Annotated in this window: 21 protein-coding genes; 12 read left to right on the plus strand and 9 right to left on the minus strand. The window is 65.4% G+C overall.

Features of this window, described 5'->3' with window-relative positions:
- Positions 1-4 precede the first annotated feature (4 nt).
- On the plus strand, positions 5-1,825 hold the full coding sequence (locus P1X14_RS12035; RefSeq protein WP_277315612.1) for a DUF885 family protein: 1,821 nt from the start codon (positions 5-7) through the stop codon (positions 1,823-1,825).
- Positions 1,822-2,637, plus strand: coding sequence for an SGNH/GDSL hydrolase family protein (locus P1X14_RS12040; RefSeq protein ID WP_277315613.1), 816 nt, complete (start codon positions 1,822-1,824; stop codon positions 2,635-2,637). Before P1X14_RS12035 ends, P1X14_RS12040 begins: the two co-directional genes overlap by 4 nt.
- 3 nt (positions 2,638-2,640) lie before the next feature.
- On the opposite strand, the gene P1X14_RS12045 is transcribed toward P1X14_RS12040, so the two are convergent.
- The 8 genes from P1X14_RS12045 to P1X14_RS12080 all read right to left on the minus strand — a co-directional run bounded on the left by P1X14_RS12045 (position 2,641) and on the right by P1X14_RS12080 (position 7,667).
- On the minus strand, positions 2,641-2,763 hold the full coding sequence (locus P1X14_RS12045; RefSeq protein ID WP_277315614.1) for a hypothetical protein: 123 nt from the start codon (positions 2,761-2,763) through the stop codon (positions 2,641-2,643).
- Between the two features lie 43 nt (positions 2,764-2,806).
- Entirely contained in the window at positions 2,807-3,127 is a 321-nt protein-coding gene (locus P1X14_RS12050; protein ID WP_277315615.1) for a hypothetical protein, read from the minus strand.
- A 38-nt stretch (positions 3,128-3,165) separates the two neighbouring features.
- On the minus strand, positions 3,166-3,450 hold the full coding sequence (locus P1X14_RS12055) for an antitoxin Xre/MbcA/ParS toxin-binding domain-containing protein (RefSeq protein WP_277315616.1): 285 nt from the start codon (positions 3,448-3,450) through the stop codon (positions 3,166-3,168).
- The gene (infA, locus tag P1X14_RS12060) at positions 3,447-3,707 is read right to left on the minus strand and encodes a translation initiation factor IF-1 (protein WP_277315617.1); all 261 of its coding nucleotides are present in this window, start codon (positions 3,705-3,707) and stop codon (positions 3,447-3,449) included. Before infA ends, P1X14_RS12055 begins: the two co-directional genes overlap by 4 nt.
- 3 nt (positions 3,708-3,710) lie before the next feature.
- Positions 3,711-3,884 (minus strand): hypothetical protein, encoded by a 174-nt coding sequence (locus P1X14_RS12065; protein ID WP_277315618.1) that lies wholly within the window; start codon positions 3,882-3,884, stop codon positions 3,711-3,713.
- A 125-nt stretch (positions 3,885-4,009) separates the two neighbouring features.
- Positions 4,010-4,453: a hypothetical protein gene (locus tag P1X14_RS12070; RefSeq protein WP_277315619.1), complete on the minus strand. Its 444-nt coding sequence runs from the start codon at positions 4,451-4,453 to the stop codon at positions 4,010-4,012.
- A 46-nt stretch (positions 4,454-4,499) separates the two neighbouring features.
- A complete protein-coding gene (locus P1X14_RS12075; protein WP_277315620.1) occupies positions 4,500-6,113 on the minus strand; it encodes a phosphoenolpyruvate carboxykinase in 1,614 nt (537 codons plus the stop codon).
- Between the two features lie 261 nt (positions 6,114-6,374).
- Positions 6,375-7,667 carry a dicarboxylate/amino acid:cation symporter gene (locus P1X14_RS12080; RefSeq protein WP_277315621.1) on the minus strand — a complete coding sequence of 431 codons (1,293 nt, stop codon included), beginning with the start codon at positions 7,665-7,667 and terminating at the stop codon, positions 6,375-6,377.
- Between the two features lie 158 nt (positions 7,668-7,825).
- Here P1X14_RS12080 and P1X14_RS12085 point away from each other — a divergent pair, with 158 nt between their 5' ends.
- The 10 genes from P1X14_RS12085 to P1X14_RS12130 all read left to right on the plus strand — a co-directional run bounded on the left by P1X14_RS12085 (position 7,826) and on the right by P1X14_RS12130 (position 14,781).
- Positions 7,826-8,533, plus strand: coding sequence for a response regulator transcription factor (locus tag P1X14_RS12085; protein WP_277315622.1), 708 nt, complete (start codon positions 7,826-7,828; stop codon positions 8,531-8,533).
- The gene (locus tag P1X14_RS12090) at positions 8,502-10,076 is read left to right on the plus strand and encodes a stimulus-sensing domain-containing protein (RefSeq protein ID WP_277315623.1); all 1,575 of its coding nucleotides are present in this window, start codon (positions 8,502-8,504) and stop codon (positions 10,074-10,076) included. The genes P1X14_RS12085 and P1X14_RS12090 overlap by 32 nt, the downstream gene beginning before the upstream one ends.
- A complete protein-coding gene (locus P1X14_RS12095) occupies positions 10,077-10,535 on the plus strand; it encodes an HPr kinase/phosphatase C-terminal domain-containing protein (RefSeq protein WP_277315624.1) in 459 nt (152 codons plus the stop codon).
- Positions 10,532-11,473: an RNase adapter RapZ gene (rapZ, locus tag P1X14_RS12100; RefSeq protein ID WP_277315625.1), complete on the plus strand. Its 942-nt coding sequence runs from the start codon at positions 10,532-10,534 to the stop codon at positions 11,471-11,473. The genes P1X14_RS12095 and rapZ overlap by 4 nt, the downstream gene beginning before the upstream one ends.
- Positions 11,470-11,877 (plus strand): PTS sugar transporter subunit IIA, encoded by a 408-nt coding sequence (locus P1X14_RS12105; RefSeq protein WP_277315626.1) that lies wholly within the window; start codon positions 11,470-11,472, stop codon positions 11,875-11,877. Before rapZ ends, P1X14_RS12105 begins: the two co-directional genes overlap by 4 nt.
- On the plus strand, positions 11,874-12,146 hold the full coding sequence (locus P1X14_RS12110; RefSeq protein ID WP_277315627.1) for an HPr family phosphocarrier protein: 273 nt from the start codon (positions 11,874-11,876) through the stop codon (positions 12,144-12,146). The genes P1X14_RS12105 and P1X14_RS12110 overlap by 4 nt, the downstream gene beginning before the upstream one ends.
- Positions 12,147-12,248: 102 nt before the next feature.
- Positions 12,249-13,049 (plus strand): RNA methyltransferase, encoded by an 801-nt coding sequence (locus tag P1X14_RS12115; protein ID WP_277315628.1) that lies wholly within the window; start codon positions 12,249-12,251, stop codon positions 13,047-13,049.
- Positions 13,050-13,062: 13 nt separating this feature from the next.
- The gene (locus P1X14_RS12120) at positions 13,063-13,518 is read left to right on the plus strand and encodes a hypothetical protein (RefSeq protein WP_277315629.1); all 456 of its coding nucleotides are present in this window, start codon (positions 13,063-13,065) and stop codon (positions 13,516-13,518) included.
- 7 nt (positions 13,519-13,525) lie between these two features.
- On the plus strand, positions 13,526-13,999 hold the full coding sequence (locus P1X14_RS12125; RefSeq protein WP_277315630.1) for a hypothetical protein: 474 nt from the start codon (positions 13,526-13,528) through the stop codon (positions 13,997-13,999).
- 77 nt (positions 14,000-14,076) lie between these two features.
- Positions 14,077-14,781 carry an META domain-containing protein gene (locus tag P1X14_RS12130; protein WP_277315631.1) on the plus strand — a complete coding sequence of 235 codons (705 nt, stop codon included), beginning with the start codon at positions 14,077-14,079 and terminating at the stop codon, positions 14,779-14,781.
- A 1-nt stretch (position 14,782) separates the two neighbouring features.
- Here P1X14_RS12130 and P1X14_RS12135 read toward each other — a convergent pair whose 3' ends face one another.
- Positions 14,783-16,051: a DNA recombination protein RmuC gene (locus P1X14_RS12135; protein ID WP_277315632.1), complete on the minus strand. Its 1,269-nt coding sequence runs from the start codon at positions 16,049-16,051 to the stop codon at positions 14,783-14,785.
- Between the last annotated feature and the right edge of the window lie 158 nt (positions 16,052-16,209).

The following is a 16,209-nucleotide window of genomic DNA, read 5'->3' on the forward strand; positions in this document are numbered from 1 at the left end:
TTGAATGGATACCGATCGCCGCAACCTGCTGCTCGGGGCGGGCGCAACCGCCGTGCTCGCCACCCTGCCCCAGCGCGCACTCGCTGCCGAGGGCGGCGACGCCAAAGCTCAGGCGCTGATCGACCGGGTCGCAGAAGCGGCGATGAAGGCCTCGCCGGAAAGCGCGACGTCGCTGGGCATCGATAACGGCAAGCGCGTGCGGCTGAAGCACCGGCTGGAAGATCGCACGGTCCGCGGCAAGGCGGCGGTGCAGGCGCAACTCGCGCGGACGATCAGCGAGATCGACAAGCTCGACCAGAGCGGCCTGAGCCACACGATGCGCGTCAATCTGGACGTGGTGAAGACCGCGTACCAATCCGGCATCGACGGGATGAAGTTCGGCTATGGCGACGTCGCGGTCGGCGGCTGGCGCAACGCTCCCTATGTCGTCGTCCAGAATGTCGGCGCCTTCCTCGATACGCCGCGCATGCTGGAGAATGATCACCGGATCGAGAAGCGCGAGGATGGCGAGGCCTATATCGACCGGCTGGCGGCCTATGCCGGTCAGCTGGACGGTGAGACCGAGCGGCTGAAGATCGCCGCGTCGAAGGGCGTGATCGCACCCGACTTCCTGCTCGACAAATGCCTCAAGCAGATCAAGCAGGCGCGCAGCGGCCATATCGCGGGCTGGAGTCTGGTGACTTCGGTCGCCAATCGCACCGCGGGCATGAAGGGCGATTTCGGGCAGCGTGCCTTCGATATCTGCACTTCGGTCATCGCCCCGGCGCTCGACCGCCAGATCGCCGAACTTGAGCGCCATCGCGCCAAGGCGACCAGCGATGCCGGGGTTTGGAAATTCCCCGATGGCGACGCCTATTACGCCTGGGCATTGCGCGCGGGCACGACCACGACGCGCAGCCCCGAGGAAGTCCATCAGCAGGGCCGCGCCGAACTGGCCGAGCTGCAAAACGAGATGGACGGCATCCTGAAGAAGCTGGGCTTCTCCAGCGGCACGGTGGGCGAGCGGATGACCGCGATGGGGAAGGACGAGCGCTTCCTCTACCCCGACAATGACGCCGGCCGCGCCGAGATCATGAAGTTCCTCAACGAGCGCATCGTCGATATCCGCGGCCGCATGCCGCAGGCGTTCCACACGCTGGTGCGCGGCAATGTGGAAGTGAAGCGGCTGCCGCTGGCCGAGGAACCGGGCGCGCCGGGCGCCTATGGCGGGCCGGGATCGATCGACGGCAAGGTGCCCGGGCGTTTCTGGATCAACCTGCACACCACGCGGCTGCACAATCGCTACAGCCTGCCGACGCTGACCTATCACGAATCGATCCCCGGCCATGGCTGGCAGGGTGAGTACACATTCAAGCTGCCGCTCATCCGCTCGCTGCTGGCGTTCAACGCCTATAGCGAAGGCTGGGCGCTCTATGCCGAGCAGCTGGCGAGCGAGCTGGGCGTGTATGACGATGATCCGGTCGGTCGCCTTGGCTATCTCCAGTCGATCGCCTTCCGCGCCTGCCGCCTCGTGGTCGATACCGGGCTGCACCAGAAGCGCTGGACCCGCGCGCAGGCGATCGAATGGTTCGCGACCACCAACGGATCGGGCATCGACGAGGTGACCAGCGAGGTCGACCGCTATTGCTCATGGCCGGGTCAGGCCTGCGGCTACAAGGTCGGCCACAGCGAGATCAACCGGCTGCGCAAGTACACCCAGGCCGAACTGGGCGCGAAGTACGACTTCAAGGCGTTCAACGACGCGATGGTATTGGGCGGTAACGTGCCGATGACCGTGCTGGGCCGCGTGATCGAAGCGCATATCGCCGAGCGCAAGGGCAAATGATCGGGCACCTGCTGCTCGCCGCCTATGCCGCGCATTTCGCCCCGGCCGCGCCGGGCGTATGCGCCGATGCGGTGGAGATCCCGCCCGAGGCAGAGGCATGGCGTGTGGCACTCTATTCGCCCGGCGTCACTGCGCCGCCGCCTGCCCCCGCTCCGGCACTGGCCGCCTATCGCGCCGCCTATCTTGAGGCGCGCAAGAAGGACTGGGCCGATGTGTGCCGCTATCGCGCCGACAATGAACGGCTGATCGCCCTGCCCGCCGCCGAGCGTCGCGTGGTCTTCATGGGCGATTCGATCACCGAGGGCTGGTCGTACGGGGATCGCAGCCTGTTCGTGCGCGGCTGGATCAATCGCGGGATCAGCGGACAGACGACACCGCAGATGCTGGTGCGCTTCCCCGGCGACGTGCTCGCGCTGAAGCCGGCAGTCGTGCACATCATGGCCGGGACCAACGATATCGCGGGCAATACCGGGCCGGTGACGCTGGAGATGATCCAGGCGAACCTGGCGGCGATGGCGACGCTGGCCAAGGCGAACGGCATCCGCGTGGTGATGGCCGCGACGCCGCCCGCGACGAAGTTCGTGTGGCTGCCGGACCTGGCCCCGGCACCGCGGATCGCGGCGCTGAACGCATGGATAAAGGCCTATGCCGCGCGCGAAGGGTTCGAGTTCGTCGATTACGGCACGGTCTGGGCGACAGCGGAGGGCGGGATGAAGCCGCAATTCACCTTCGACGGCGCGCATCCCAATGCCGATGGTTATGTGGCGATCCACAAGCTCGCGCGGGAAGCGATCGAACGGGCGCTGCACTGAGCGCTATACCGCGAAGATCATGATCCCCGGCCCAATGGCCCGCCACAGACTGCTGTCGATCAGGAACCGCCTGGCGATGTGGATCGGCACCAATATGGCGACGACCCACCATGTCGCGGGATGCACGCGGGTCCCTTCCCTCTCCCAAAAGGGAGAGGGAAGATGAGCGTCATTTCTTGCCGAACAGACCCGATGCCATGCCGACGATGTCGTTGATCGGATTGCCGTCGCCATCCTTGTCGAGCATGCCCGCATATTTCGCCAGCGAGCCTTCGCCGCCGATATGGCCGATCAGTTCCTGGATCTTGTCGAGCGGCAAACCGGTCGCCGCGGCCGCACCTTCGGCAGTATCGCCCTGCATCGGATGGTATTTGGCGAGCGCCTGAACTGCCGATTCGACATGTTCGGGCGACAGGCCAACCTTAGCCGCGAGATTGGCCACATCGGTGTTTCCGCCCAGCTGGCCGAGCAGTCCGTCAAGAATTCCCATGGTCGCGACTCCGTTTCAACGAGGCCGTAACGATAGGCTCAGGCGCCCTTCGCGTCGAGGTGCTGCTTGACCGCTTTCAGGCCTTCTTCGCTGGCGACGGCGAGATCGATCGGCCGACCGCCCAGCGCTTCATCATGCGTGTTGAGATAGGCGATCACCGCGGCATTTTCGCGGAACCGCTCCCACGCCAGCGTCGCGGCCTTGCCCTGCCGGGCAGCGGCGTCGACCGGCAGGCGGACGCCGTCGAAACGGCGGCGAAACTGCTTGGTCTTGGGCTTGTCGGTTTCGGGGACTGGGCCGTCGCTCACTGGCTCATCGCTCATCGGCGTGCTCCCTTGCGTTGCTGGAAGCCCATGCTGGCGACGCGTTCGCGATAGACCAGCCGGCCCTTTTCGAGGTCATAGGGCGACATCTCGACCATGACGCGATCCCCGACGAGCGTGCGGATGCGGAACTTGCGCATCTTGCCGGCGGTATAGACGATCACGCGGTGATCATTCTCCAGACAGACACGGAAGCGTCCATCGGGCAGAACTTCCTCGACCAGGCCGTCGAGGGTCATGAGTTCTTCCTTCGCCATGCGTCAGACCGCCTGTTCGGCGACGACGCCGGCGCCGAGCGAAAGCTGGAGCGAGCGGATACGGTCGGCATAGCCCTGCGCCATGCCAAGGTGGGAGAAACGCGAACTGGTGCAGGTCGCCGCATCGGCGCGCATCAGCGAAACCTGTTGTCGATGGAAGAGATAATTGAGGTCCACGCATGGCTCCCGTCATTGTAAGCGGGAGCGCATCGGTCTCTCAGCCGCGGGCGCCTACGAAGGATTTGCCGCGCGATACTCCGGATATAGTGCATCGGGCCGAAATAACCAGCCGAGGCCGGGAATTAGGGCAACGAATTCAGATCCGGCTGAACAAAACCGCGACGTGCAGGGACCGAGAAAAGCAACTCGCGACTGTAGAAGCCGAGCGGCCAGTCGCGCTGGCCCATGGGCGAGAGGAGCAGCGCGTTGACCCGAGCACTCAGTCCGGTCTCGGCAGCATCGCGGAGGAACAGCCGGACGCCGGCAACGAACGCGTGAGTGATCGTATCGTGATAGCCGCCATGGTCGTCATTCACCCCGCCAACGCTCTCGTTGAAGCGTGAGATGATCCCGGCGATCTGCGCGTCGACATCGACGTCGGGACGCTCGGTCAGCAGGTAGAGGCAAGCGGCAAGATGCGCCTCATGCGTCCAGTCCTCGCGAACGAGGCCGCACGCGAGCAGGCCTTCGCCGAGGCGGATCACCTCGGCGTCGGACGAGAACAGGCGGGGTTCGTGGGTGGTCATCGATCGGGCTTTCTCTTGGGAAGGCCCGATCGAGGATCAGGCCGGGTCAGGCGTTTTCGGTCGCTCCGGGCGCCGCTTGGCGGACCCCTTCGTCGACATGCTCCGCGAATTGGGCGAAGTTGGCGACGAACTCGTCGACCAACTTGCCTGCGGTCGCGTCATAATCGGCCTTGTTCGACCAGGCCGCGCGCGGATCGAGCATGTTCGGATCGATCTCGCCGACTGCCACCGGCACCATGAAGCCGAAATTCGGATCCTTGCGGAACTCGGCCGAGTTCAAGCTGCCGTCGAGCGCGGCGTTGAGCAGCGCGCGGGTGACCTTGATCGGCATGCGCTTGATGCCCGGCATCGTCGCCTTGCCGCCCGACCAGCCGGTGTTGACCAGCCAGCACTTCACGCCGCCCTTGGCGATCCGCTCCTTGAGCAGGTTGCCGTAGATCGACGGGTGGCGCGGCATGAACGGCGCGCCGAAGCAGGTCGAGAAGGTCGCCGAAGGCTCGGTCACGCCGATCTCGGTGCCCGCGACGCGCGCGGTATAGCCCGAGAGGAAGTGATACATCGCCTGTTCCGGCGTCAGCTTCGCGATCGGCGGCAGCACGCCATAGGCGTCCGCAGTCAGGAAGATGATGTTCTGCGGCACCGGGCCGAGATTCTTCTCCGACGTGTTCGGAATGAACTCGAGCGGGTAGGAACCGCGGCTGTTCTCGGCCAGCGTGTTGTCGTTGAAATCGAGCTCGCGGGTCTCGGGGTCCATCACGACATTCTCGAGCACCGTGCCGAAGCGCTTGGTGGTCGCAAAGATCTCCGGCTCGGCTTCGGCCGACAGGTTGATCATCTTGGCGTAGCAGCCGCCTTCGAAATTGAAGACCGCGGTGTCCGACCAGCCATGCTCGTCATCGCCGATCAGCGTGCGCGAGGCGTCGGCCGAGAGCGTGGTCTTGCCGGTGCCCGACAGGCCGAAGAACACGGCCGTGTCGCCGTTCGGGCCGATATTGGCCGAGCAGTGCATCGGCATGATGCCCTGTTCCGGGAGCAGATAGTTGAGCAGGCCGAATACCGACTTCTTCATCTCGCCGGCATAGGCGGTGCCGCCGATCAGGATCAGCTTCTCGGTGAAGTTGACCGCGATCACCGTCTCGCTGCGGCAGCCATGCTTGGCCGGATCGGCGCGGAAGCTGGGCAGGTCGATGATGGTGTATTCGGGAACGAAGCTCTGCAGCTCCTCATTGGTCGGGCGGACCAGCAGGGTGCGGATGAACTGGCTGTGCCAGGCGAATTCGTTGATCACGCGGACCTTCACCCGATGCTCGGGCTGCGAACCGCCGAACAGGTCCTGCACGAACAGCGTATCGCGCTTCGCGACTTCGGCGAGGAAATCAGCTTTGAGCGCGGCGAAGTGCTCGGGCGTCATGCCCTTGTTGGTGTCGCCCCACCACACGGTCGACTCGGTCTCTGCGTCGCGGACGATGAACTTGTCCTTGGCCGAGCGGCCGGTGTGCTTGCCGGTGGCAACCACCAGCGGGCCGTCCTTGGCGAGCTCGCCTTCGCCGCGGCGCAGGGCGTGTTCCACCAGCTGCGCCGGGATGAGGTTCCAATGAAGGTTGGCGCCGGTCGCAATGCCCATGGCATCGAGACCGTGGCGCGGCTGACGCTCGCTCACGTAAATCTCTCCCCTGGGCGCAGTGTCGCTCGCGCCCCTGATCTCCCGGCTGCAACCATCCCGGTTATAGCGAGTCAATGCAGGCAACGTTGTCAGAGTAGAGGTAACCGGTGGCATCAAGTTCTTGGGGCACGGATTTTATGACCGGCACGGACCTATTGGCAGATTCCACAAGTTCAGGCCGAATCACTTGTCCTCGGACGACTCGCAGCAACTGACCTACATCCCCAGATCGCTCCCCATATATCGTAATTATACGATTTATTCAACCGCGATGGTGTCGTCGATTACTTCATCGTTACGATGACCGCGCGCCAGCAGCGCCAATACCGCCATATCGCCCGCGACATTGCCGACGGTGTTGAAGCGGTCGGTGATCGGATTGACTGCCATCACGATCGCCAACCCCTCGATCGGCAGGCCCAGCGCAAGGAACATCGGCGCGATCACGATCATCCCGCCGCCCGGGATCCCGGGGATCGTCGCGTTGAACAAGGTGGCATAGCCCGCCGCCAGCGCCAGCTCGACCGGACCGAACGGCACGCCATAGAGCAACGCCACGAAATAGACGTTGAACACCCAGGAATAGCCCGAGGTCGGCTTGAAGGTGGACACCGCCAGCGGCAGGACGAAGCCATAGACCCGCTCGGGCAGCTTCCACGCATCGCGCGCGCCCTCGATCATCGCCGGAAGCGCCGACAGCGACGAACTTGTGCCCGCTGCGACCAGCATGCCGGGCAGAGCGCCGCGCAGCGTCTGGCCCGGCGACAGGCGGCCCAGCATGACCACGGCGACAAACAGCACGATCAGGGTAACCACCATCGCCGCGAACAGCGCCGCGATGAAATAGCCCATCGCCGAAAAGGCCGTACCCCCTACCCTCGCCCCCACGACCAGAGTCAGCGCGAAGATGCCGAGCGGCGCGATCCACAATATGCCCTGAACCAGCACGAGCATGATCCCGCTGACGGTATGGGCGAACCGCACCACCTGTTGCCGCGCATCCTCCGGTGCCGCGAGCGCGGCGAAACCGAACGCCACGGCAAACACGATAACCGACAGCATCGCGCCATCGGCAGCGGCCTTGAACGGATTGACCGGGATCAGCGCCTTGAACCAGCCACCGACGCTGGCATCCCCTGTCGGCAACACGGTGGTGGCAACCGATGCGCGCAGTTCCGCGGTCATCGCCGGATCGATCTCCATCGCGCTGAACAATAGTGGCCCCGAAACCGCGGCGGTGACCGCCAGCGCGCCGACCAGTCCCAGAAATGCAGCGATCGTCGAAATGCCCAGCCGCCCCGCCGCCTTCGCACTACGCGCTCCGGCGATCGCGCCGATTAGCAGGGGAACGACCAGCGGGATCACGGTCATCCGGATCGCGTTGACCCACATCGTCCCGATCACATCGAAGAAATCGACGACCTGCCCCGTCCAAGCCGGTGTCTCTGCCCCGCGGATCATCGACCCGATGCCGAGACCCAGCGCCAGGCTGGCGATCACCACCCATGGCATCGCGCGGGCATAGGTCCACCGTTTGGCCGGATCGGTCATGCTGTCCCCCTTCGGAACGGCAGCGTAGCGATTGGCAGCACCGCCGCAATCCCGCCCCGATCCTCGTCCAACCCGTGCCGATTGCGGGGCGCATTGAGGGGCGAGGGAGTTTCGTATAATCGCATGACGATGGTTCTGACACAGGTTCGCAAAGCCCGATGACGGCAACGATCGCGCTGGTCGATGACGACCGCAACATCCTCACTTCGGTCTCGATCGCACTTCAGACCGAGGGATTCCTCACCCGCGTCTATTCGGATGGCGAGAGCGCGTTGAAGGCGCTGGTCGAGAATCCACCCGATCTCGCCGTGCTCGACATCAAGATGCCGAAGATGGACGGGCTCGAGCTGCTTCGCCGTCTGCGCGAGAAGAGCGCCATTCCGGTGATCTTCCTGACCAGCAAGGACGACGAGTTGGACGAGGCGCTGGGTTTGGCGATGGGCGCGGACGATTATATCGCCAAGCCGTTCAGCCAGCGGCTGCTGATCGCCCGCATCCGCGCGATCCTGCGCCGCACCGAGGTCGCTATGCCGGCCGTCGAGGGCGAGGCCGCCGAGCCGGCCCAGCCGCTGGTGCGCGGCCGGCTGGCGATGGATCCGGCGCGGCATCGCGTGACGTGGAACGGCACGAATGTGACGCTGACGGTCACAGAATTCTTGATCCTCGAAACCCTGGCGCAACGGCCGGGCATCGTGAAGACGCGCAATCAGCTGATGGATGCGGCCTATCAGGACGACATCTATGTCGACGACCGCACTATCGACAGCCACATCAAGCGCGTCCGGCGCAAATTCCGTCAGGTCGACGGGGAGTTCGACGCAATCGAAACATTATATGGCGCCGGATATCGATTCTCGGACGAGTGAGGAGCGCGTCCTGGCGCTCAAATGGTCCAACCGGATCTCGCTGACTCCACGGATTCTGGCGGTCAACATCTTCGCGCTCGCGCTGCTGGCGGGCGGCTTTTCCTATCTCGATTCGTATCGCAGCCGGATCGTGGAGAGCCGCGTGGCGCAATCGAGCCGCGAGGTGCGGCTGATCGCCCAGTCGCTGGCATCTGCGACCCCGGCGCGGCGCGACCTGCTGGTGGTCAGCCTGGCGCGCGACATGGGTGTGCGCATCCGGCTGTATGACGAGGAAGGCAAGTTGATCTCGGACAGCAAGGAGCTGGGCCTGCGCAACTTCGTGCTGCGCGATCCGGACAAGGATCCGTGGAACCAGACGGTCGCACGCTTTCTCGACGCGGTGATCGACACCGTCGCGGGTGCCGACCGCACCCCGCAATATCGCGAACGCGACCCGACCCACGGCTTCAACTGGCCCGACGTCCGCACCGCCAACACCACCCATGGCGCGCCCGCGACGGTGTGGCGCGCGCCTGACCGTACGCCGATCATCACCGCCGCCGCGCCGATCGCCGGGCTGGGTGTGGTCATGACCACAGTCAACGCGCGCGACATTACCCAGACGGTGCGTTCCGAGCGCTACCGGCTGGGCGTGGTGCTGCTGGTCGTGTCGCTCGCCTCGATCTTCCTGTCGCTGTTCCTGGCGCGCACCATCGTGCGGCCGCTGCGCCACCTTGCCCGGGCGGCGATCCGGGTACGGCTGGGGCGCGCCCGCGAAGTGGTGGTGCCTCGCCTGCCCTCACGATCGGACGAGATCGGCCTGCTCGCCCGCGCGCTTTCGGACATGAGCCAGGCGCTGCGCGCTCGGATCGACGCCACCGAGGCCTTTGCCGCCGATGTGACGCACGAACTGAAGAACCCCCTCGCCTCGCTGCGCTCTGCCGTGGACGGGATGTCGGCGGTGAAGAAGAAGGAACATCGCGACCAGTTGCTGGCGATCGTGCGCGACGATGTGCTGCGGCTGGACCGGCTGATCACCGACATCTCCGAAGCCTCCCGCCTCGACGCGCAGCTGAGCCGCGCCACCTTCGAGCCGCTGAACGTGGGCGCGATGATCCAGGCGCTGATCGACCAGCGCGAGGCCCGCGGCGTGCCCCACGGCATCCGCCTGCGCTTCGATCAGCCGACCGGGCGGCCGCTGGTGGCATTGGGAGAAGGCGCGCGGCTGGAACGCGTGTTCGAGAATCTGATCGAGAATGCGATCTCCTTCTCGCCCGAAGGCGGGCTGATCGCGATCTCGGCCGCAAGCGACGATTATACGCTGACGATCCGCGTCGAGGACGATGGCCCCGGCGTGCCCGACGAAGCGCGTGAGGCGATCTTCCGCCGCTTCCACTCGGTGCGGCCCGACAGCGAGGCGTTCGGCCAGCATTCCGGACTGGGGCTTGCCATCGCGCGCACGATTGTCGAAGCCCATCAGGGGAGCATCGCGGTCGAGAGCCGCGAGGATCGAATGGGGGGCGCGCGCTTCGTCGTGCGGCTTCCGCTGGCCGAGAGCGAGTGAATGGCTGAGTTGCGCGTGCCCGAACTGTCTTCCGAGACGATCCATGCGAGTTGCGTGGCCATCGGCGGCCGTGCCGTGCTGATCGAGGGGCGTTCGGGCGAAGGCAAGTCGGACCTGGCGCTGCGACTGATCGACCGGGGCGCCGTGCTCGTTTCCGACGATCAGACCATCTGCCACCGCGCCAGCCGCATCGGCGAACTGCTCGCTTCTCCGCCGCTCAACATCGCCGGCAAGATCGAGGTGCGTGGGATCGGCATCGTCGAGCTGCCGCATGTCGCCAAGGTGCCGATCGACCTGATCGTGGTGATCCTCGATTCGCCGCCGCGCTTTCCCGAGGAGCGCCGCTCGCGCCGGGTCGCCGGCGTGGACGTCCCCTGCTTCCCCCTGCCCGCGCTGGAACCCTCCGCGCCGATCAAGGTTGAGCTTGCGCTGAAGCAGATCGGGCGCATCGCGAAATGAGCAAGAAGCGGCCCAAGCAGATATTGCTCGTTACGGGCATGTCGGGCGCGGGCAAATCGACCGTGTTGCGCACGCTGGAGGATCTGGGCTGGGAGATTGTCGACAACCTCCCGCTGCTCCTCCTCAACCGCCTGCTCGATACCGCCCCTGCCGAGGACAGCGACGACGATCGTCCGCTGGCGATCGGCATCGGCGTGGCGACCCGCGGCTTCGACGCAGAGAGCATCGTCCGCCGCATCAAGAAGCTGCGCGAGGAGCATGGCCACGATATCGGGACGCTGTTCCTGGAGTGCGCCGGGGCCGAGCTGGAGCGGCGTTACAACGAGACGCGGCGGCGCCACCCGCTGGCGCAGGACCGGCCGGCAAGCGAGGGCATTGCCCGCGAACGCGAATTGCTCGCGCCGCTGCGCCGCTGGTCGAACCGGGTGATCGACACGACGAAGCTGGCCTCCAACGAACTGGCGCAGCAGATCCGCGCGACCTTCTCGGGCGAGCGGCTGGGCGAGCCGACGCTTTCGGTGATGTCGTTCGGCTATTCGCGTGGCCTGCCGAGCAATGCCGATCTGGTGTTCGACATGCGCTTCCTGCGTAATCCGCACTGGGTTGAGTCGCTGCGGCCCGGAACCGGGCAGGATGCCGATGTCTCCGAATATATCGCGGGCGACCCGGCCTACGATCAGGCGATGATCGAGATCGAGTCGCTGCTGCTGTTGCTGCTGCCGCGCTACGAAGCCGAGGGAAAATCGTACGTTACGATAGCGTTCGGATGCACCGGCGGCCGTCATCGCTCTGTGCATGTAACCGAGCGGATGGCCGCCCGGTTGCGCGAAGAAGGATTTTCGCCCACGGTGACCCATCGCGATCTGCAGACTGCGCCGCAGGATTCGCTTGAGGGGGCGCCGGCGGCGGCATCAGGGGGCGGAGTTCAAGTGCAATGATTGGTCTCGTTCTCGTGACGCACGGGCGGCTCGCCGAAGAGTTCGTCGTCGCGATGGAGCATGTCGTCGGGAAGCAGGAAAAGATCGCCACGATCTGCATCGGCCCCGAGGACGATATGGAAGAACGCCGCGCGGATATCGCAGCGGCCATCGCGGAGGTCGATTCGGGCCGCGGGGTAATCCTGCTGACCGATCTGTTCGGCGGGACCCCGTCGAACCTGGCCATTTCGCTGATGCAGGCGGGCAAGGTGGAAGTGATCGCCGGGATCAACCTGCCAATGCTGATCCGCCTGGGCGGCGCGCGCAAGACGATGAAGGTCGGCGAAGCGGTCGCTGCGGCGCGCGAGGCGGGCAAGAAATACATCACTGTCGCCTCCGAAGTGCTGGGAGAGGCTGCCGCATGAGCGAAACGAGCCGCACCGTCCTCATCTCCAACCGGCGCGGGCTCCATGCGCGCGCAAGTGCCAAACTGGTCACGCTGGCATCGACCCAGCCGGTGCCGCTGGTGGTCGAGAAGAACGGATCGAAGGTGACTGCCACCTCGATCATGGGCCTGATGATGCTGGGTGCCGCGATGGGCGACACGATCACGATCAGCGCCGAGGGAGCAGGCGCCGAGGACGCGGTTCAGGCGCTGGTGACTTTGGTCGAGGACCGTTTCGGGGAAGAGTGACCCTGATCGTCATGCCAGCGCAAGCTGGCATCTCAAGCCGCATTATCCAGTCTCATGAGACCCCAGCTTTCGCTGGGGTGACGGAACCTCTAAAGTCCTAACATGCCCCGCGAGATCACCGCCTTTTCCAACCCGCTGATCAAGCGGGTCCGCAACCTGCGCGACAAGAAGCATCGCCGCGAGGAAGGGCTGTTCCTTGCCGAAGGGCTGCGCATCCTGACCGAGGCGCGCGAGGCGGGGCGGCTGCCGCAATATCTGTTCTATGCGCGGGACATGGCCAATCATCCGCTGGTGCGAGAGCTGATCGCGGCGGTGGAGGGCAAGACCGGCTGGGCGATCGAGACCAATGCCGACATCCTCTCCAAGCTTTCGGGCAAGGACAATCCCGGCGCAGTGGTGGGCGTGTTCGCCGAGTTCGAGGCGACGCTAGAGGATCTCGACCGCAACAGCGCGCCGATCTGGCTGGTGGCCGAGCGGCTGCGCGATCCCGGCAATCTGGGGACGATCCTGCGCACCGCCGATGCGATCGGTGCGGGCGGGCTGATCCTGGTCGACGATTGCGTCGATCCCTTCTCGGTCGAGGCCGTTCGCGCGAGCATGGGAGCACTGTTCACCGTGCCGGTGGCCCGCGCGCCATGGGCGGAGTTCGCCACCTGGCTGCGCGCGGGACCGGGGCAGCTGGTGGGCCTCAGCCTCGATACGGAGATCGACTATCAGGCCGCGCGCTATGAAGCGCCGACCTTCCTGCTGACCGGGAACGAGGCGCAGGGAATGCCCGATTTCATGGCCGCGGCATGCGACCTGACGGTGAAGATTCCGATGCTGGGCAAGGCGGACAGCCTGAACGCGGCTGTCGCGACCGCGGTAATGGCCTATGAGGTGCTCAACCAGCGTCGCAAGTGAGGGGGAGAAGCCAGTGATCCGATTGCTGTGTGCCGCAGCGGCCCTGTGCGCCGCTATTCCAGCCGCCGCGCAGAGCACGGACGGCGACTGGTGGTGGGTCGATACCGGCGCCGGGCAGAGCGAAGAAATCTTGCTGGTCGATGGCGAGCCGCGGCGCAGCGGCGATCTGTCCGAGCTGGCCACCTATATCGCCTATCGCGAACCGGATCCCGACAAGGTGATCGGCGTCGACGCGACCGTGACCATCGACTGCGTCCGCAACACCGTCGCGATCCAGCTGAAGCGGCTGAATTATTCCGATGGCAGATTCGACGAGATGACCGACCGGGGCGACACCAAGCCCCTGCCCACCACGACCGCGAGCTATCAGTTCGCCTGCACCGCGGATCGCGCCCATTCCCGCTATTACGGCAAGCGGCCGCGGCTGGGGCTGGCTGCGGAAATCTTTGCCGCCAATCCGAAGCGCTGAGGAACATATGATCCGGTACCTGATGATCGCCATCGCCGTGCTGTGGTTCGCCACACCGGCAGCCGCACAGACCGCAGCCACGGATGCGAACGCGGACTGGTGGTTGATGCCGACGCCCGGGCAACCGATCACCGATCGGCTGATGCTGATCGACGGCCAATTCAAGCGCACCGGCAACATTGCCGAGATCGGCAGCACGATGATGTTCCGTGCGCCGGACCATAACAACGTCATCGCCGTGCGGACGGTGATGCTGCTGGATTGCAGCGCGCGGACCTATACCAATCGCCTCCTCCAGCTCGACAAGGCCGACGGGACTGTCGAGGCGATGAACTATCTGGGCGATGTCACGCCGATCGGGACCGATCACAGCGTGTATCGCTTCGCCTGCCTGAACGACGCCGGCGGCCTGAAGCATTACGGGCGAGGCGGGCGCAACGGCATCGCGCAGCGCATCTTCGCCGAGCCCCCGGCGCAATAATCTGAACGGCAGCGAAACAAAGCGGCCACCATGCGTTCAGCCCCGCAGGACGATGTGAGCGTTCGAGGAGACTGACGATGAAGACCCTGATTGCCGCCGCTGCCGCCCTGACCGTTCTTGCTTCGCCCGCGCTGGCGCAGCGTGGCGGGCCTTACAAGGCAGTGGGCACCGAACCCTTTTGGGGCCTGACCATCGATTCGCGGACGATGAAGTTCGAGACGCCCGACCGCCGGCCGGTGACGGTGCCTACCCCGCGGGTGATCAACGGCTTTGCCGGCGAGATATACAAGACCCGGCGGATCGACGTGAACATCGTCCATCGTCAGTGCAGCGACGGGATGAGCGACCGCACCTATAGCGACACCGTGACCGTCACGGTCGACGGGCGGCGCTATAGCGGCTGCGGCGGCGACACGCAGGTGCGCGAGACGGCGACGGTGATCGACGGCAACTGGCGCGTGCTGAGCATCGGCGGCATCCAGGTCGGCCCACGCGCCGATGTGGCGCTGCAGTTCCAGCGCGGCCGCGTGACCGGCAATACCGGGTGCAACAGCCTGAACGGATCGTTCCGCCTCGACCGCGGCTTCCTGACCGCCGGACCGCTGGCGACCACCCGCCGCGCCTGCATGGGCAATGGCGCGATGGCGCTGGAGCGCGCCCTGATCGACACTTTGGGCCAGCGGCTTAGCGTCAGCCAGGGCAATGGCCGCCGTCTGGTGATGACTGCCCGCGGAGGCAAGACCCTCGTACTGGAACGTGCCCGCCAGCCGGGCCGCCGCTAAGCTATTCCGCCGCCTCTTCGGAGGCGGCGACCAGCTTGGTCAACGGACGGGGCGCCGACTCGATCACGGGCAGCGCCTCGATTTCCTTCGCACCGCCGGAAACTTCCAGCGTTTCGAAGCGCTTGGCCTGCGTCATTACCTGGCTTTCGAGGCTACCGACCATCGCATTATAGGCGCCGGTCGCAGCTTCTAGATTGCGGCCCATGCGCGCAACATGGCTGCCCATGGTCGCCAGACGCGAATGGAGTTCCTTGCCCAGCCGGGCGATCTCCGCCGCTTCCTCGGCCAGACGCTCCTGCCGCCAGACGCTGGCGACGGTGCGGGCGATGGCGACGAGATTGGTCGGCGTGGCGAGCAGCACGCGGCGCTCGAACGCCCATTCCCACAGTGCGTCATCCTGCTCGAGCGCGGCGGTGAGGAATTGCTCGCCCGGGATGTAGAGGATCACATAATCGGCCGCGTCGCCGAACTGCTCCCAGTAATTCTTCGAGCCCAACTGTTGCGCGTGATTGCGGATCGCGGCGGCATGCGCCTTCAGATGCGCGGTGCGGGTGGCATCGTCGACCGCCTCGCTGGCGTCGAGATAGGCATTGAGCGAGCATTTGGCGTCGACGATCAGCTTGCGCCCGCCCGGCAGCTTGACCACCACGTCCGGACGCAGGCGACCGTCATCGGTGTTGACCGAAACTTCGGTCTGGAAATCGGCGAACTGCGAGAGGCCAGCCTGCTCCAGCACATTCTTCAGGCTCTGCTCGCCCCAGCGGCCACGCGCCTTGGGGCTGGCGCGCAGGGCGTTGACCAGCTTGGCGGTCTCGTCGCGCACTTGCGTGTGGCCCGCGTGGAGCAAGGTCACGGCTTCGCGCAGTGCCTGATAGCTGCCGACGCGCTCCTTCTCGACCTGGCTCAACCCTTCCTCATAGCGTTTCAGCGTGGCCTCGACCGGCTGAAGCAGCGCCTTGAGGTTCTGGCCCGCGACCTGCTCCGATTGCTTGAAGCGATCGTCGGCGCGCTTGAGGAAGCTTTCCTGCGCTTCGTTGAGGACGCGGCCGGCGAGTTCGGCGAAGCGAGCTTCGAGACCCGTGGTTTCGGCCTTCACCGTCGCCAGTTCCACCTGTGCGCGGCCTAGCTCTGCCGCGGCGGTCTTGAAGTCCGTTTCGCGCGCATCGCGTTCGGTGCGCATCTGCGCGGCCCCGCGACCGCCGAGGAACCAGCCAAGCGCCAGACCGCCCAGAAGAGCGACAAGGACGAGGATGAGAGCGAGCGTATCCAAGGAACCTCCAAGAGTCACAAGAGTCACGCTGATCGTGCGCGCGAGCGGGCCTGTGCGCCCGCGCGCGATGCGAGCGCGAAGGGGAACATAGGCCGAACATATCCTGTAGGACAGCGATTTTTCTTCGCCCCTGGTTTCCGCCCCTTGCAGGCGTAAAC

The organism is Sphingomonas sp. AOB5, from assembly GCF_029433115.1.
Taxonomy (GTDB): Bacteria; Pseudomonadota; Alphaproteobacteria; order Sphingomonadales; family Sphingomonadaceae; genus Sphingomonas.

Bases quoted from the DNA above. Each gene is read 5' to 3' on its own strand.
- P1X14_RS12115 (WP_277315628.1), top strand. From the start codon at position 12,249: ATGCCCCGCGAGATCACCGCCTTTTCCAACCCGCTGATCAAGCGGGTC.
- P1X14_RS12110 (WP_277315627.1), top strand. From the start codon at position 11,874: ATGAGCGAAACGAGCCGCACCGTCCTCATCTCCAACCGGCGCGGGCTC.
- P1X14_RS12055 (WP_277315616.1), bottom strand. From the start codon at position 3,450: ATGAGCGATGAGCCAGTGAGCGACGGCCCAGTCCCCGAAACCGACAAG.
- rapZ (WP_277315625.1), top strand. From the start codon at position 10,532: ATGAGCAAGAAGCGGCCCAAGCAGATATTGCTCGTTACGGGCATGTCG.
- P1X14_RS12125 (WP_277315630.1), top strand. From the start codon at position 13,526: ATGATCCGGTACCTGATGATCGCCATCGCCGTGCTGTGGTTCGCCACA.
- P1X14_RS12090 (WP_277315623.1), top strand. From the start codon at position 8,502: ATGGCGCCGGATATCGATTCTCGGACGAGTGAGGAGCGCGTCCTGGCG.
- P1X14_RS12095 (WP_277315624.1), top strand. From the start codon at position 10,077: ATGGCTGAGTTGCGCGTGCCCGAACTGTCTTCCGAGACGATCCATGCG.
- P1X14_RS12130 (WP_277315631.1), top strand. From the start codon at position 14,077: ATGAAGACCCTGATTGCCGCCGCTGCCGCCCTGACCGTTCTTGCTTCG.
- P1X14_RS12080 (WP_277315621.1), bottom strand. From the start codon at position 7,667: ATGACCGATCCGGCCAAACGGTGGACCTATGCCCGCGCGATGCCATGG.
- infA (WP_277315617.1), bottom strand. From the start codon at position 3,707: ATGGCGAAGGAAGAACTCATGACCCTCGACGGCCTGGTCGAGGAAGTT.
- P1X14_RS12070 (WP_277315619.1), bottom strand. From the start codon at position 4,453: ATGACCACCCACGAACCCCGCCTGTTCTCGTCCGACGCCGAGGTGATC.
- P1X14_RS12085 (WP_277315622.1), top strand. From the start codon at position 7,826: ATGACGGCAACGATCGCGCTGGTCGATGACGACCGCAACATCCTCACT.
- P1X14_RS12040 (WP_277315613.1), top strand. From the start codon at position 1,822: ATGATCGGGCACCTGCTGCTCGCCGCCTATGCCGCGCATTTCGCCCCG.
- P1X14_RS12105 (WP_277315626.1), top strand. From the start codon at position 11,470: ATGATTGGTCTCGTTCTCGTGACGCACGGGCGGCTCGCCGAAGAGTTC.
- P1X14_RS12050 (WP_277315615.1), bottom strand. From the start codon at position 3,127: ATGGGAATTCTTGACGGACTGCTCGGCCAGCTGGGCGGAAACACCGAT.
- P1X14_RS12035 (WP_277315612.1), top strand. From the start codon at position 5: ATGGATACCGATCGCCGCAACCTGCTGCTCGGGGCGGGCGCAACCGCC.